We start from the raw sequence: 16,861 nt of genomic DNA, 5'->3' as shown, positions 1-16,861 counted from the left end.
GTAGTAATGAGAAAGGGATTTAAATGGATTATCGCATTTGCCGGAGCAATAGTTATCGTATTATTGCTCCGCGGCTTTGCTTTTACCTCATGCCTGATACCTTCATCGGGCATGGAGAACTCCCTTTTCCAAGGCGAACGTATTCTGGTCAATAAGTGGAGCTACGGACTTCGGGCACCTTATATGTCACTGTTCTCCTACCACCGCTGGAATCCAAGGCGCATTGATAAAGACGACATCGTCGTATTCAATAATCCCGCGGCTATCAAAGAACCGGTCATCGACCGGAGAGAAATCTATATCAGCCGGTGTATCGGTGTACCGGGAGATACTTTGCTTATCGATTCACTATTCAATGTAGTAGACCGCAACACACAACTCGGACCGGACCGGAAACAACTCTACACTTATCCACAGACCAAGGAACAGCAGTTAGACTCACTACTTTCCATTCTTTCCATCGGCTCCAACGAACTGATGGGGCAGCATGAAGGCAAGAATGTACGAAGCTTCAGCCGTTACGAATATTATCTGCTTGAACAGGCGATGAACGGAAAAAGCTGGATACAACCTCTGAGCCAAAGCCGGCAGGAAGAAACTAAACCGCTCATCATCCCGGGCAAAGGAAAGGCCGTCAGAGTTTATCCGTGGAACAGGACCCTGTTGCGGAATACGCTGGTGTTGCATGAAGGCAAACAAGCGGAAATCCGGAACGATACGCTCTACATTGAAGGTCGCCCTTCACAGCATTGCTATTTTACCAAAGATTATTACTGGATGGCTTCCAATAACTCGATAAATCTCTCCGATTCCCGCTTATTCGGCTTTGTGCCGCAAGATCATGTCATTGGGAAAGCTTCGCGAATCTGGTTCTCAAAGAAAGACCATACGGGAATCTTCAACGGATACCGCTGGAACCGATTCTTCCAACCGGTGAAGTAGTCAGTCCCACAAACCACAAATTATATATCAGCAACCAAGTAATCACAAAGTATCAACCACCCATGAAAGTCGCTTATCTCTCTTCTGCCTATCTGGCACCCGTAGAATATTATAGTAAACTGTTGAATTACGATAAAATATTCATCGAGCAGCACGATCATTACATGAAACAGACCTACCGGAACCGCTGTACTATTGCAGGTCCGGAGGGTGAACTGGCACTTTCTGTTCCTACCGTAAAACCGGAAAACCCGAAATGTCCGATGAAGGATATCCGGATTTCCGACCATGGCAACTGGAGGCACCTGCATTGGAATGCAATGGAGTCGGCCTATAACAGCACCCCTTTTTTTGAATATTATAAAGACGATTTTCGCCCTTTCTATGAAAAGAAATATGAATTCCTCACAGATTTCAATGAAGAATTGTGCCGGCTTGTATGCAAGCTGATAGATATACAACCTGATACGGAACGAACCACCGAATATAAAGCGGACTTCGCCCCGAACGAAATAGACTTCCGGGAAGCCATCCATCCCAAAAAGAATTTCCGCCAAGCCGATCCGGAGTTTATTCCCCAACCTTATTATCAGGTTTTCGAAACCCGTCACGGGTTCCTGCCCAACCTGAGTATCATCGACCTCTTATTCAATATGGGGCCGGAAAGTTTGTTAATACTGCAACAAACAATAGCCAATCCCCGATAAAAGGAGTCGAGCAGAAATTAATTTCCTTCCTTTTTTGAACCGTTCCATCAACTTTATAACTATATTTGCATGCTGCGTGTGCGATAACGGAGCTATAGAAGAAGAAGTTTAAACTTAAAATATAATAGTATGGCAAACTTATTTAGTGTAAAGGATAAGGTAGTGGTCATTACCGGTGGAACAGGAGTATTGGGAAAAACAATTGCAGTCCATCTGGCAGAAGAAGGTGCCAAAGTCGTTATCCTCGGACGTAAAGCCGAAGTGGGCAACGAGATAGTAAAAACAATATGCGCCAAAGGGGGCGAAGCTCTGTTCCTGGCAACCAATGTACTCGACCGGAACATCCTTGAACAGAACCTGGCAGATATATTGAAAGCTTATGGGCGGGTAGACGCATTGCTCAATGCGGCAGGCGGCAATATGCCAGGAGCTACGATTGCACCGGCAAGTGACATCTTCGATCTGAAAATAGATGAATTTCAGAAGGTAGTGGATCTTAATCTGACCGGTACCGTATTGCCGACACAAGTATTTCTAAAACCGATGACAGAGCAGAAAAGCGGAGCTATTGTCAATTTCTCCTCAATGGCAGCTTTCCGTCCTTTGACACGTGTGGCCGGTTATTCGGCTTCCAAAGCAGGCATTTCCAACTTTACCGCATTTATGGCCACAGAAATTGCCAAAAAGTTTGGTGAAGGAATCCGTATAAATGCCATTGCCCCCGGTTTCTTCCTGACAGAGCAGAACCGCACTTTACTAACCAATCCGGACGGAACATATACTCAACGGGGACAGGATGTCATCCGCCAAACCCCATTCGGACGTATGGGACGCGCTGAAGAGTTATGCGGCACAATACAATACCTGATCAGCGACGCAGCGAGCTTCGTAACGGGCACTGTGGCCATAGTGGACGGCGGATTCAATGCTTTTGCAATGTAAAGAGACCTCTCCCATGCATCTTCCCTCCCCAGAGATAAAACGAACAGAATGATTAAACCTACTTTCAAAAGTAAAAAATGACTTATGAATCAACCTTATATCACTTCATCAAAGAGTAAACTCTTTCTTTCCGAACAAACCTGGCGCTGGTATGGACCGGATGATCCTGTCAGCCTTTGGGACATTAAACAAGCCGGAGCTACGGGAATTGTCAACGCTCTCCACCACATCCCTAATGGCGAAGTATGGACTGTAGAAGAAATTATGAAACGAAAGGAACTGATCGAATCCGTCGGTCTGCGATGGTCGGTAGTAGAAAGTGTCCCGGTACACGAATACATCAAAACCCAGACAGGCGATTACAGAAAATACATCGAAAACTACAAAGAGAGCTTACGTAACCTCGGTAAATGTGGCATTCATATCGTTACCTACAATTTTATGCCCGTACTCGACTGGACTCGCACCGATCTTGCCTATACCCTACCCGATGGCTCCAAAGCACTTCGTTTTGAACGTGCCGCTTTTATCGCTTTCGATCTTTTCTTACTGAAACGACCGGGTGCAGAGAACGACTATACCGATGAAGAAAAAGCCAAAGCAAAAATTCGTTTCGAACAGATGGACGCAACGGAGAAACAACTCCTTGTCCGTAATATGATTGCCGGACTTCCCGGTTCGGAAGAGAGTTTCACGCTGGAGCAGTTTCAACAGGAACTGAATCGTTACAAAGGTATCGACGCGGATAAGCTACGTGCCCACTTAATCTACTTCCTGAAAGAAGTGACTGCGGTAGCAGACGAGGCCGGTGTAAAGCTGGTGATTCATCCGGACGACCCACCCTGCCCCATTCTGGGTTTACCGCGCATCATGAGTTGTGCGGCCGATTTTCAGGCACTGATCGATGCTGTGCCTAATGAATCGAACGGGCTCTGTCTCTGTACCGGATCACTTGGAGTAAGCAGTGCCAACGACCTGGAAGGTATGATGAAACAATTCGGCGATCGTATCAATTTTGTCCACTTCCGAAGCACTCAGCGAGATTCCGAAGGAAATTTCTACGAAGCCAACCACCTGGAAGGAGACGTAGATATGTACCGGGTCATGAAAGCTTTCCTTGAATTACAACAGAGAAGAAAAGTATCTATCCCCATGCGTCCGGATCATGGACACCAAATGGTGGACGATTTAAAGAAGAAAACCAATCCGGGATACTCCTGCATTGGACGCCTGCGCGGACTTGCCGAGCTAAGAGGACTGGAAATGGGAATTGCAAAATCAATCTTTTAAAAACACGAAAAGGCAGTAAAAGACCTTTTCACCCACCGCTGGCTCCACTGATTAACACAGAAATTAAGACCGAGACCTACTCGATCTCTGTTTTTCTGTGGAGCCAGCGATAGTTTTGACACATTTATAAGGCCTCATCCTATCTGCTGCCTATACACTTCCTCTTTAATTCTTTCCACCTGTTCAGACAGCCGGGGAGAATCTTCATTTCCCATAATCCAAAGTGGACAGGCGTTCTCCATAGCATGATAAGAAGGCTGTACATAGGTTTTATCGAGCACCTTGTATCCGTTACGCCGATAATAGTTCACGCGCCGGGTAGTCATTTCATCTTCCGTAGGCTCTACTTCCAGCAGGCGCAGTCCTTTCAGGTGTCCGGCCACATAATCAAGCACCTGCTGCCCTATCTTTTTATTCCGCATTTCCGGGAATACAGCCAGGTGTTCTAAATAGTAGAAGTCACCCATATCCCAGTATACAAACATTCCACTCAACTCTCCATCACATTCAATAGCATTGAAATACATGGGGGTATGGTTCTCAATCATTCGTTTCAACTGCCCGATTTTTCTTCTCTCACTTTCGGGAAAAGACTCCTCGTACAAAGGAATCAAACGGTTCAGACGTGAATCGTCAGCACTCGTAATACGGCTTAATGTCATCATAATTTTTTAGGTTTTCAGGCAAAGATAAGCGGAATAAGCCGGAAGACAGCAGACTTTAAACATTTTTACGCTATCTTTGTGAGCATAACCCCTGATTAATTTAACACATTATGAAAACCTCATCCCCTCAACGAGTCGCTGCGGTCGATGTATTCCGTGCACTCACCATGTTCCTTATGCTTTTTGTGAATGATATTCCCGGACTCAGAAACATCCCCCATTGGCTTGGACACGCAGCAATGACAGAAGACATGTTAGGCTTCTCCGATACTATTTTCCCGGCTTTCCTGTTCTGCATGGGCATGTCTATTTCGTTTGCGGTACAAAACCGATACCAAAAGGGCGATTCATTGCTCCAAGTGATTATGCATATTTTCTGGCGAACCGTGGCACTGGTTGTTATGGGACTCTTCTCAGTAAACAGCGGAGGAGTGGCAGGACTCTCCCATCCCTGGTTCTCTATCATTATGGTGATTGGCTTCTTCCTGATCTGGGGAGTATACCCTAAACCGATAACCACCCGAAAGAAATATCTCTATACGGGAATGAAGACAGCAGGTATTTTACTGCTGACTTTCCTGATCCTCTACAAAGGATTTCATGGAGCACCTTTCCAGCAGAAATGGTGGGGAATTCTGGGCCTTATTGGCTGGACCTATGTAATCTGTGCCTCTGTATATTTATTTACCCGGGAAAGCCTGGTACGCAACCTTTTCGTCTGGGTACTGTTTATCATTCTGGCATTGCTGAATCATGCAGACGTCCTGCCGCTTCCATTCATACCAAGTGATATGACATTACACGCATTCGGGATATCGGGCATGCTAACTTCACTATTGATGCAAAAATATGCCAGCCCCGAGCACCCCGGAAAGTTTATAGGGATATTATGCAGTCTGGGCCTCCTTATGCTGGCAGCCGGCTTTGCCTCACATCCTTTCTGGATTATCTCAAAGATACAAGCCACTCCAAGCTGGTTCTTCTTCTGCACGGCAGCTTTCTTCCCGTCATTCGGCTTCTTCTATTGGCTGACTGACATAAAAGGCAAAACCGGCTGGTTCGATATTATCAAACCGGCAGGAACCGCAACCCTTACCTGCTATATCATTCCATATATCTGGTATGCAATGCAACAACTACTTGGATTACACTACCCCACCGCATTGGGCAGCGGCATACCGGGATTAATGAAATCGGCCATATTCTCACTGATTATTGTCGGTATCACAGGATTACTGGTCAAAGCTAAGATTAAACTAAAAGTATAAATCAAACTCCGCAGACTGAACCATCCAAAGTGACTAATGGCCCCACTGCCGGTCAGCTCCTTTGGACGGTTCAATCTCCTATTATTAAAAATAATTAATAACCCGAGAAAAAGCAAAGCCACCCGAAGAAAGATCCGTATTAATCCATACATTTGCCGCCAATTATGACAGCATACATCAAACTATTAATGCTATGCCTGTTATTTTTGGTATTCGGTACCCAGAAAAGCAGTGCTCTACAACCCGCCAATAACGGGGTGACAGTCACTACTGCCGTAAAAAGCCATACTCACAACATACCTTCTTTTGATAACTCAGGACACGACCTATTCGACTTTAATCAAGGGATACTGGTCAAAAAGGCTGTTTCGGATTCGGCCAACCCGTATAAACAAAGTAATAACCTCCATCCGGCTGCCAAGACGGACTCTCAGAAATTAATAACATTCAAAGAATACACTTCTTTTTATACTCTTCATAACAGAGTTAAGCCTGCACCAAAATACTATGTATTTGCGCTCAGGCATATTCTTATTTAGCACTTTCTGTACTACGGGTGTCTATGCGATTCGGCATAGCCCTGATTATGATGTTTTTTTAGTTTATATATTCCAAGGTCAGAGAGTGCATCGTAAAGATTTATATAAGTATTAATTGTGTGTCTAATAGTAATGTCAATCCTCAGATGCACCCTCTTCCTTTTCTTCTTATCTGTAGATCAGTGTAGAAAGATATTCCTCTGCGAACATCTCATTGGCTACCTCCAGCAACCCTTCTGCAGTTAATGCTTCGATTCGCCGGAAAACAGATTCGGATGATTCATACTTGTGGTAATGCAAGAAGGTCTTTGCCATCCCCAACGCATTATTTTCATTATTATCCGAAGCAACTCCAATCTGCCCGATCAGTTGTTTTTTAGCAGCCATCAGCTGCGAAGAGGTCATTTTCACATCCCGCATCCTTTTCAGTTCTTTGTAAGTCAACCGCAGACAAGTATCCACATCCGCAGGATCGGTTCCAAAATAGATGCAGAAAGCTCCCGTATCCGTATACGATGTCAGATTGGACTCCACAGTGTAGACCAATCCTCTTCGCTCACGGAGAGAAACATTCAGGCGACTGTTCATCCCCGGACCACCCAGAATATTATTCAGCAGATACAAGCCGGTACGTTTATCATCATAAGCATTGTATCCCCTACTGCCAATCATCACATGCGCCTGATGGGTCTCCTTATGGACAACCAGATGCTCCGGTACGTAAAGGGGAGGCGGAGTACGGTGATTATCGACTCCAATCAACGGAAGGTCTGCCAACAGTTTCTCCACCTGGCGGACTATTTTCTGAAAGTTGAAGTTGCCCAAAACAAAGAATACCATATTGGAAGGTTGATAGAACCGGGAAGTAAAAGCAACCGCATCCCCGCTTCGGAATTGCTTCAGCAATTCCGGCCTGCCCAGAATGTTGCGTCCCAACGGATGATTCCGGAAAATCATATCTTCAAAGTCATCGAAAATAAGCTCCGAAGGAGTATCTTCGTATGACTGTATTTCGTCGATAATCACTTCCGTCTCCTTTTCTATCTCGTTCTGCGGAAAAGTGGAGTGAAAAACAATATCTGCCAGCAATTCCAGTGCCCGCCCAAAATGTTCGGTCAGGAATGCCGAATAGATCACCGTCTCTTCCTTATTGGTATATGCATTCAGGTCGCCTCCTACATTCTCCATACGATTCAGGATATGCCATGCCTTCCGTTTCCGGGTACCTTTAAAAATCAGGTGCTCCACAAAGTGAGCCATCCCTTGTTCGTTTTCAGCCTCATCACGGGTGCCGGCATCTACGGCAAATCCACAATAAGCCACCTTTGAAAGCGAAGGCTCATGGATGATGCGAAGACCGTTGGACAGGGTATGTATATTATATTGCATTTCTGCACGGGTACTTAACTGCTTCATTCTTACTATTAAGTTAGGTTGAGGATACAAAAATACAATAAAACTTATTGTCGTTTATAGAAAATTGCAGATATTTGTAAGCTATAACATCAATAACCCTTATGGAAAAGATAGGAATTTTCTGTTCCGCGTCCGACAGCATCGACCCGACATTCTTCGATGCAGCCCATCAGATTGGCGAATGGATGGGAAGAAACGGCAAGACACTTATCTACGGTGGTGCCAACCTCGGACTCATGGAATGTGTGGCAAAGGCAGTCAAAGAAAGCGGGGGACGTGTCATCGGTGTAGTACCCTCCAAACTTGAAGAGAACGGCAAAGTGAGTACATATCTCGATGAAATGATCCGCACACACAATCTGAGTGACCGCAAGGATATCATCCTGCAACAGTCGGATGTATTGGTGGCTCTCCCCGGCGGTATCGGCACGCTGGATGAAGTATTTCATGTCATGGCAGCCGCTTCCATCGGTTATCACCAGAAGAAAGTGATCTTCTACAACGCAAATGGTTTTTATAGCCCGTTGCTTGCCGTACTCAGCGAATTACAGGCAAGAGGATTTGCCCGCCATCCGCTGTCCTCCTATTATGAAGTAGCAAACACATTTAATGAATTAACAACTAAGATATAATGATTGAATCGATTCAAGAACTCCTGCAAAAGGAAGCACAAGCCGTGCTGAATATTCCCGTGACCAATGCCTACGAAAAGGCGGTTGAGTTGATTGTGGAACAAATACACAGAAAAAAAGGCAAACTTGTAACTTCCGGCATGGGTAAAGCCGGACAAATAGCGATGAACATCGCCACTACGTTTTGTTCGACCGGTATTCCCTCTGTCTTCCTGCATCCCAGCGAAGCGCAACATGGCGATCTGGGCATCCTGCAAGAGAACGACCTGTTGCTGTTGATTTCAAACTCGGGCAAAACCCGTGAAATCGTAGAGTTAACGCAGTTGGCCCACAACCTGAATCCGGGCCTTAAATTCATCGTTATCACCGGAAACCCCGACAGTCCGCTTGCCAGCGAATCAGATGTATGCCTGAGTACAGGGCACCCTGCCGAGGTTTGTACACTGGGCATGACCCCTACTACCTCGACTACGGTAATGACCGTCATCGGCGATATCCTCGTGGTACAAACAATGAAAAGGACTGAATTCACTATCGAAGAATACTCCAAACGCCATCACGGTGGTTATCTGGGTGAAAAATCAAGAAAACTATGCGTAAAGTAATCGGCATCGGAGAGACTATACTCGATATCATCTTCCGGAACGACCAGCCTTCGGCAGCCGTTCCCGGAGGCTCTGTTTTCAACGGCATCGTTTCTTTAGGACGCATGGGAGTCAATGTATGTTTCATCAGCGAAACGGGCAACGACCATGTTGGAAACATCATCTTGCAATTCATGCGTGACAATCATATCCCGACGGATCACGTCAATGTGTTCCCGGATGGCAAATCGCCCGTATCCCTGGCTTTCCTGAACGAACACAGCGACGCGGAATACATCTTCTATAAAGACTATCCCAAACAGCGGCTGGACGTTTTGTTCCCTCCCATCAACGAAGATGATATCATTGTCATCGGTTCATACTATGCCCTGAATCCGGTTTTACGCGACAAGATTCTGGAACTGCTGGACATAGCGAGAGAGAAAAAAGCGATTGTATATTATGATCCCAATTTCCGTTCTTCACATAAGAACGAGGCTATGAAGTTAGCTCCAACCATTATCGAGAATCTGGAATATGCCGACATCGTAAGGGGATCTCTGGAAGACTTCTATTACATGTACGGAATCAAAGACGCAGAGAAGATCTACAAGGATAAAATCAAGTTTTATTGTCCGCTATTCCTTTGTACAGCCGGAGCAGAGAAAATCTCGCTGCGTACCAACACAATATCGAAAGAGTATCCTGTCACCCCGTTGCAAGCAGTCAGTACCATCGGTGCAGGAGACAACTTCAATGCCGGCCTGATCTACGGCATGTTAAAATATGACGTCCGTTACCGCGACTTGCAAAACCTGAGTGAGGAGACCTGGGATAAGGTGATACAATGCGGTCAGGATTTCTCCGCAGAAGTCTGCAAGAGTTTCAGCAACTCCGTATCGGAGGAGTTTGCGGCAAACTACCGTTAATGCTTGTCAGTTACGAGCTACAAGTAACAAGTAAATGTGCATCATCCGGCATAATTACCCGTAGCGTGTAGCCCGTAGCTAATTACTATTAACGTTGTCTAATTATAGCAAAGTAATTATACCATGTAACAAGAATCCATATCTTTGCAAATAGTGCTCTCAGACAAATACGAACTATGTACAAAAACCTGTTCAATTTACTAACTATTTTACTTATTCTGCCTTCGTGCACAGATATGTCTCCTAACATTTCGGTGGTTTGCGAAGAGAATAATATAGGAAACTGTATTCTTAAATGGGAAACAACCCCTCTCATCAAGGGGCAGGTGAAAGTATATGCATCCGACAATCCGGAGTTCATACCCGAAGACAATCCCGTCGCCATGGCTAACATCTCCGACGCACGGATAACGATTGTGACCAACGATCCTTCCAAACGCTCCTATTATACAATGGTATTCAATGACAAATACCGTGTAAAAGTGGCTCCCCGCAATGTAAATATGCCCGGCATACAGAACTTCCGCGACTTGGGAGGATATAAATCCGCTACAGGAAAGCACGTACGCTGGGGCAAGCTCTACCGTTCGGCACAGATAGACAGCCTGAATTGCTTTGCCTTCAGAAAACTACAGAATCTGGGCATCAAAACCATTCTGGACCTGCGCTCCGAAAGCGAACTCCATAATACGCCTCCTTTGCAAAAAGGATTCAATGTGGTGCATATCCCTATCAGTACGGGTGATATGGAACATATCCTGCACGGCATACAACAAGAGAAGATCAAGACAGATACCATTTACCACATGGTGGAAGGGATGAACCGCGAACTGGTGGTAAAATACCAGAAGGAATACAAGGAAATATTCGATATCCTGCTCGACAAAAACAGCTATCCGGTAGTGATTCACTGCTCGTCGGGAAAAGGACGGACCGGCATCGTATCTGCCCTGATACTGGCTGCTTTAGATGTTAATGCGGATATCATTATGGAAGATTACCGTCTGAGCAACGATTACTTTAATATCCCCAAAGCGTCCAAGTACGCTTATAACCTGCCCGCCAACTCGCAGGAGGCCATTACCACTCTTTTCTCGGCAAAAGAAGATTTCCTTAATGCAGCCAAAGACGAGATAGAGCGCAAATACGGTGATGTATCCACTTATCTGCAGAAAGCAATCGGTCTGCAGCCCGAGGACACACACAGACTACGCAACATCTTGCTGGAATAACGCATTTTTTGTCCATCATTATTTATTGTTATCATTCGTAATTCACAATTAATCCGTATCTTTGCACCCGAATATAAAGATATACAGAGATTTAATGAAGACATTTGAAGAGCTTGGCGTTTCTCCGGAGATACGTAAAGCTATTGAAGAGATGGGATACGAGAATCCCATGCCGGTACAGGAGGAAGTGATTCCATACCTTTTAGGAGAGAACAATGATGTAGTAGCTCTTGCACAGACAGGAACGGGTAAGACCGCAGCGTTTGGCTTGCCCCTCATCCAAAAAATTAACGTAAAAAACAGAATCCCCCAATCACTCGTTCTATGCCCTACACGTGAGCTTTGCCTCCAGATAGCGGGCGATCTGAACGATTACTCCAAATACATTGACGGGCTGAAAGTATTGCCCGTATACGGTGGTTCGTCCATCGACAGCCAAATACGCAGCCTGAAACGGGGTGTGCACATCATTGTTGCCACACCGGGACGTCTGCTCGACCTGATGGAACGCAAAACAGTATCGCTTGCCACTGTCACCAACGTGGTGATGGACGAAGCGGACGAAATGCTTAACATGGGCTTTACGGAGAGTATAAACGCTATTCTGGCCGATGTTCCGCAGGAACGCAACACACTGCTTTTCTCGGCTACGATGAGCCCCGAAATAGCCCGTATTTCGAAGAACTACCTTCACGATGCAAAAGAGATTACCATCGGACGCAAAAACGAAAGTACGAGCAATGTGAAGCATGTGGTATATACCGTACACGCAAAAGATAAATATGCTGCACTGAAACGCATCGTAGACTATTATCCGCAGATTTACGGTATCGTCTTCTGCCGTACCCGTAAAGAGACCCAGGAGATTGCCGATAAACTGATGCAGGAAGGCTATAACGCCGATTCACTGCACGGAGAACTTTCGCAGGCACAGCGTGACACGGTGATGCAGAAGTTCCGTATTCGCAACCTCCAGATACTGGTAGCCACAGACGTTGCCGCACGCGGACTGGACGTAGACGACCTGACACACGTCATCAACTACGGGTTGCCGGATGATACGGAAAGCTACACACACCGCAGCGGACGTACCGGACGTGCCGGTAAGACAGGTACATCGATTGCGATTATCAACCTGCGTGAAAAGGGAAAAATGCGCGAAATAGAGCGTATCATCGGCAAGAAGTTCATTGCCGGCGAGATGCCTACCGGCAAACAGATTTGCGAGAAACAGCTTCTTAAAGTGATCGATGACCTTGAAAAAGTAAAGGTAAACGAGGAAGACATTAACGATTTCATGCCCGAAATTTATCGTAAACTGGAATGGCTGAGCAAGGAGGACCTTATCAAGCGCATGGTATCGCACGAGTTCAACCGGTTCGTGGATTATTATCGCAATCGTGAAGAAATAGAGGTGCCGACAGACAGCCGCAGCGAACGTGCCGTAAAAAGCCGTGACGGCAAGAGTGGCCGCCAGGCTGAACCGGGCTTCACCCGACTTTTCATCAACCTGGGTAAGATGGATAACTTCTTCCCCCATGAACTGATTACCCTGCTCAACAATAACACCCGTGGAAGAGTGGAACTGGGACGTATCGACCTGATGAAGAACTTCTCGTTCTTCGAAGTAGAAGAGAAACAAGCGCAGAACGTAGTAAAAGCATTGAACCGGACAAACTGGAACGGACGCAAGGTTACGGTAGAGGTTGCCGGAGAAGAAGCGCCCACGGAACGCAGAGGACGCGGAAAACGGAATGAAGGCAGTGACCAGGGCGGCAAAGGAAGAAATACAGCCGCATCGGCCGACCGCAAGGATAAAGGCAGAGCCGGTAAAGACAGAAAACAGGCGGACACCCGGAAAGCCCAAAAGCCCAGCCGCGAGGAACGCGGATATTCCGCAGCACGTGGTCCCAAAGGTAAAGATGAATGGAAGCAGTTCTTTAAAGATGCCGAACCCGACTTCAGCGAAGAGGGATGGGCAAGAAGAAAACCCAAGAAGAGCTAAGGACAAAAAGATAGGAAGAACGGCCTGTCAACTTTCAAAAAGACCAGATTAGCCGTTCCCTGCTTACTTCCCTTTCTTATAAAACTTCTCTTTCGGAGAGAAGCCGGATGAAAGCCCGGCTCTTCACTTCACTTAGCAACGGTCTGAGCGGGGTGAAGAGCCGGGCTTTCTCACTCCGAAGAGCAGGCTTCCGGACGAAATGCAACCTGCATTTCCCCCGAAAGGTTACTCCATCCGGAGCAAATGCTTACTCCATCGGAGGAAGAGACCTTCTTTATTCCCACTTTTTCCGAAAAAGCTTCTGTTCACAAGCTGGTTCATTTCAATAGAGCAGCAACCGGAAACTACCAAAAAGAGCTCAAAAAAAAGAAATTATACAACTATTTGTTTGTAATCACCCGATATACTCTGAAAAGAGAAAGCAGATCAATCGAATCAAAGACAACGAACCCCGAGCCTAATGCAAATTCCGGACGTTTTTTTCACACCGACCGGAGAGAGGCCCGAAATAAACGATTCTGGAAGGGTCAGAAAAGCAAAAAGTCAAAATGATAAGAAAAGATTAAGTCAGGGTTCTCTTATTTATATTGTCCCCAAAAACACTACCTTTGCGTGAATTAAAAAAACAGGTAATAGTTTTCGGATATGAACAAATTTAATGGTTTCCTTTACGGTCTGCTTTCATCGGCCTCCTTCGGGCTGATTCCTCTTTTCACCATCCCTGCCATGCGTGAGGGAATGCACTTCGAATCCATCCTGTTTTATCGGTTCCTGTTCGCCTGCTTAGCTTTGGGATGTATCCTGTTGCTCGACAAACAGTCTTTCCGTATCAGCCGCAAAGAAATCCCTTCGCTGTCGCTACTTGCCTTCCTCTATCTGATGTCCGCAGTCTTCTTGTTCTGGGGATATAAATTCATGGCAAGCGGGGTAGCCACTACCATCCATTTCATGTATCCGGTACTGACCACGCTGATTATGATGATCTTTTTCCGCGAAAAGAAGTCAGCCTGGCGCTTCTTCGCCATCGCTCTTGCCGTAGTCGGTGTCTCCTGCCTTTCTTACGGCGACAGTTCCGGTGGAATTACTGCCATCGGATTGTTCATCGTTCTCCTGTCGGCTTTGGGATATGCGCTTTACCTGGTTACGGTGAGTCAACTCAAGATCGGACAGATGAAAGGGCTAAGGCTTACTTTCTATGTTTTTCTGTTCGGTGCGCTTTTCCTGCTGGTGGGGATAGGCGCGACCACGGGTATTCAAGCTATTCCCGACTGGCATACGGGAGGAAACCTGCTGCTGCTGGCATTGATTCCAACCGTAATCTCTAACCTGGCATTAGTACAGGCCGTAAAAAGCATCGGCTCCACGCTCACTTCCGTACTTGGAGCCATGGAGCCGGTAACAGCTGTTTGTGTAGGTATCTTTATGTTCGGCGAACCCTTTACCCGGAGCATCGGAATCGGCATTCTGCTCATAATCTCAGCAGTAATCGTAATCATACTGAGACGTTAGGGCAAGGGCTTACTTCTTTCGGTCTTCTATTTTCAGTTCTTGTATCAGCTGGCTTGCTTTTCCGAACTTTTCGATAATGAAGAGCATATATCGTACATCGACCCCGATACAGCGTTGTACTTCGGGTTCGAAAACGATATCGCTACTCATCGCTTCCCAATTCCCGTCGAATGCCAACCCCAGCAATTCACCGTTGCCGTTGAACATGGCACTGCCGGAATTGCCACCCGTAATGTCATTGTTTGAGATGAAACATACATTCATATCTCCCTTTTCGTCGGCATAACGTCCGAAATCACCTGATGCCAGCAGGGACAGGACCTCTGGCTGTACAGCAAAGTCGGGGTCACCACTGTGCTCCTTTACCTTCTCGAAAATTCCCTTTACCGTGGTATAATAGTCATAGTCGGCACCGTCGTAAGGTGAATAGCTGCCTATGGTACCGAAACTCAGCCGCATTGTCGAGTTGGCATCCGGATAGAAATTGCGGTCGGCATACATCCTTCTCATGGCGGCATTAAACTCGCGTTCGTCCTTTTCTATATTATCAGAAGCCTCAGCCATCTGACTACGCATATCGAAAAATTTCACAATCAGATCAATGCCGAGCGAAACTGCAGGGTCATCGACCATATGGAAAGTAGTATCGCGTTCCAGGAAACGCTTCAAGCCGCGTGGAGAAGTGATCTCAGAATGAGCATACAATGAATCAACATACATCTGCTCATTGCCTCCGTAAAGCGTATCTATGGTTTGGTAAAGATCGGGCAGATATGCCTGGTCCACTTTGCTCCGATACTCCTTCAACATGGCTACAAACACTTCTTTATCAATGGTCACATCATAGTTTGCATATTTATCGAGCAACTTCTGAAGCTGAGCCACCACCTGCTTCTGTTCCGCTTCGAAGTCGAAGTTCAGGATGGTCAGCGCAAATTGCACCAATTCAGGACCGTTAATAAACGACTCTCCGAAATAGGCCATCGCCCGGTTCACCTCTTTACGATCCTTGTAGTTCAGTTCGAGCGACGACATCAGGTGCAGCAACTTCTCCCGTTCTGACGGAGTCTTCTGAATCCACTTTCGGAGCGCGTCTTCCGCCTGACGCTTCTTATCCAGCACCTTTAGTTTACGTATGGCTTTATTGGTTCCGATACTGTTTTTCCAGTAATTGGAACTTTCGTCATATTTCGACGCATATTTGATACGGATAGAATCTCTCCGGTCCATCTCACGTTTCCAAATGGCCTGTTTCACTCCGCGGACGTCGATCATAGCCTGATTCATCCCGTTCATCATTTCCTCGATACCAAACGAAGAAAGATAACGTTCTGTACTGCCGGGATAGCCCAACGTCATGCAAAACGAACCTTCTTTATATCCATCCAACGTAATCGGAGCTACATATTCGGGGTGATAGGGCACGTTATCGGGCGAATAGTCCGCAGGGCGGTTCTCCTTATCGGCATAAATGCGAAAGACACAGAAATCGCCTGTATGACGGGGCCACATCCAGTTGTCCGTGTCCCATCCGAACTTACCGATAGAGGACGGTGGCGCAAACACCAGACGCACATCGTTGAAATCGCGGTAAACGGAAAGCCAAAACTCATTGCCTCCGTAATAAGCATCTACAATGCCAACCAATGTGGAGTCTTTTTTCGAGACTTCATCCCCTATTAATATCATCATCGAATCGATGGCTAAACCTCGTTCAGCTTCGGTCATACCGGGTGTTGTAGCTTTCAGGACGCGGCGGGTAACGTCTTCTGTACGTAGCAGGAAGCGGACATACAACTCGGGATTGGGCAACTCTTCTTCCCGGCTATGCGCCACGAACCCGTCTTTCAGATAATCGTGGTCAACCGAACTATGTTGTTGTATGCTGCTGAACCCGCAGTGATGATTGGTAAATACCAGGCCATCCTCGGAAACGACTACTCCCGAGCAGAATCCTCCGAAACTGACCACAGCGTCTTTCAGCGACGGACGCTTCGTACTGTAAAGCCGGTCGGCAGGCATCTGCAATCCCAGTTCTTTCATCGCTTTACGGGTTTCTTTATTCAGATTGCCCAGCATCCACATACCTTCATCGGCATGCAATGAAGCCGGGTAGAGAAAAAGCAAAACCAGACACAGAACTTCCCCCCATCTCTTTCTGCTACAGAAAGAGTTAATTACTTTGTTTCTATTCATTTATA

Annotated in this window: 15 protein-coding genes; 12 read left to right on the top strand and 3 right to left on the bottom strand. The window is 46.3% G+C overall.

Translation table 11 applies throughout. From position 1 onward, the window contains the following. Positions 1-6 precede the first annotated feature (6 nt). From lepB to uxuA, 4 genes are all read left to right on the top strand, one after another. Positions 7-942: a signal peptidase I gene (gene lepB, locus JZY04_RS16380; protein ID WP_122143281.1), complete on the top strand. Its 936-nt coding sequence runs from the start codon at positions 7-9 to the stop codon at positions 940-942. Positions 943-1,004: 62 nt separating this feature from the next. Continuing rightward, positions 1,005-1,649, top strand: a complete 645-nt coding sequence (locus JZY04_RS16375) for a WbqC family protein (RefSeq protein WP_032541098.1) — start codon at positions 1,005-1,007, stop codon at positions 1,647-1,649. 129 nt (positions 1,650-1,778) lie between these two features. Then, positions 1,779-2,591: an SDR family oxidoreductase gene (locus JZY04_RS16370; RefSeq protein ID WP_005779582.1), complete on the top strand. Its 813-nt coding sequence runs from the start codon at positions 1,779-1,781 to the stop codon at positions 2,589-2,591. Positions 2,592-2,675: 84 nt separating this feature from the next. Further along, a complete protein-coding gene (gene uxuA / locus JZY04_RS16365; protein WP_122143280.1) occupies positions 2,676-3,881 on the top strand; it encodes a mannonate dehydratase in 1,206 nt (401 codons plus the stop codon). A 134-nt stretch (positions 3,882-4,015) separates the two neighbouring features. On the opposite strand, the gene JZY04_RS16360 is transcribed toward uxuA, so the two are convergent. After that, a complete protein-coding gene (locus JZY04_RS16360) occupies positions 4,016-4,546 on the bottom strand; it encodes a GNAT family N-acetyltransferase (protein WP_005779586.1) in 531 nt (176 codons plus the stop codon). 110 nt (positions 4,547-4,656) lie between these two features. Between JZY04_RS16360 and JZY04_RS16355 the strand changes: the two genes are divergently transcribed. Further along, on the top strand, positions 4,657-5,814 hold the full coding sequence (locus JZY04_RS16355) for a DUF5009 domain-containing protein (protein WP_122143279.1): 1,158 nt from the start codon (positions 4,657-4,659) through the stop codon (positions 5,812-5,814). A 164-nt stretch (positions 5,815-5,978) separates the two neighbouring features. Next, positions 5,979-6,353, top strand: a complete 375-nt coding sequence (locus JZY04_RS16350; protein WP_005812317.1) for a hypothetical protein — start codon at positions 5,979-5,981, stop codon at positions 6,351-6,353. Positions 6,354-6,521: 168 nt separating this feature from the next. On the opposite strand, the gene JZY04_RS16345 is transcribed toward JZY04_RS16350, so the two are convergent. Beyond that, entirely contained in the window at positions 6,522-7,742 is a 1,221-nt protein-coding gene (locus JZY04_RS16345) for a pitrilysin family protein (protein WP_005779593.1), read from the bottom strand. A gap of 128 nt (positions 7,743-7,870) precedes the next feature. Here JZY04_RS16345 and JZY04_RS16340 point away from each other — a divergent pair, with 128 nt between their 5' ends. The 6 genes from JZY04_RS16340 to JZY04_RS16315 all read left to right on the top strand — a co-directional run bounded on the left by JZY04_RS16340 (position 7,871) and on the right by JZY04_RS16315 (position 14,660). Next, complete coding sequence (locus JZY04_RS16340; protein WP_005812321.1) at positions 7,871-8,401, top strand: TIGR00730 family Rossman fold protein; 531 nt, start codon at positions 7,871-7,873, stop codon at positions 8,399-8,401. After that, positions 8,401-9,006, top strand: coding sequence for an SIS domain-containing protein (locus JZY04_RS16335; RefSeq protein ID WP_005779596.1), 606 nt, complete (start codon positions 8,401-8,403; stop codon positions 9,004-9,006). The genes JZY04_RS16340 and JZY04_RS16335 overlap by 1 nt, the downstream gene beginning before the upstream one ends. Beyond that, on the top strand, positions 8,994-9,914 hold the full coding sequence (locus JZY04_RS16330) for a carbohydrate kinase (RefSeq protein WP_005779597.1): 921 nt from the start codon (positions 8,994-8,996) through the stop codon (positions 9,912-9,914). Before JZY04_RS16335 ends, JZY04_RS16330 begins: the two co-directional genes overlap by 13 nt. Positions 9,915-10,090: 176 nt before the next feature. Continuing rightward, the gene (locus JZY04_RS16325) at positions 10,091-11,146 is read left to right on the top strand and encodes a tyrosine-protein phosphatase (RefSeq protein ID WP_005779599.1); all 1,056 of its coding nucleotides are present in this window, start codon (positions 10,091-10,093) and stop codon (positions 11,144-11,146) included. Between the two features lie 94 nt (positions 11,147-11,240). Then, positions 11,241-13,151 carry a DEAD/DEAH box helicase gene (locus tag JZY04_RS16320; RefSeq protein WP_122143278.1) on the top strand — a complete coding sequence of 637 codons (1,911 nt, stop codon included), beginning with the start codon at positions 11,241-11,243 and terminating at the stop codon, positions 13,149-13,151. A 645-nt stretch (positions 13,152-13,796) separates the two neighbouring features. Further along, positions 13,797-14,660 (top strand): DMT family transporter, encoded by an 864-nt coding sequence (locus JZY04_RS16315; protein ID WP_022011652.1) that lies wholly within the window; start codon positions 13,797-13,799, stop codon positions 14,658-14,660. Between the two features lie 9 nt (positions 14,661-14,669). Here JZY04_RS16315 and JZY04_RS16310 read toward each other — a convergent pair whose 3' ends face one another. Then, positions 14,670-16,856 carry a S46 family peptidase gene (locus JZY04_RS16310; RefSeq protein ID WP_122143276.1) on the bottom strand — a complete coding sequence of 729 codons (2,187 nt, stop codon included), beginning with the start codon at positions 16,854-16,856 and terminating at the stop codon, positions 14,670-14,672. Positions 16,857-16,861 lie beyond the last annotated feature (5 nt).

Source organism: Bacteroides sp. 11BF, from assembly GCF_019633765.1.
Lineage (GTDB): Bacteria > Bacteroidota > Bacteroidia > Bacteroidales > Bacteroidaceae > Bacteroides > Bacteroides hominis.
Note: the sequence above shows the minus strand (reverse complement) of the source record. Positions and strands in the feature narration are given on the sequence as shown.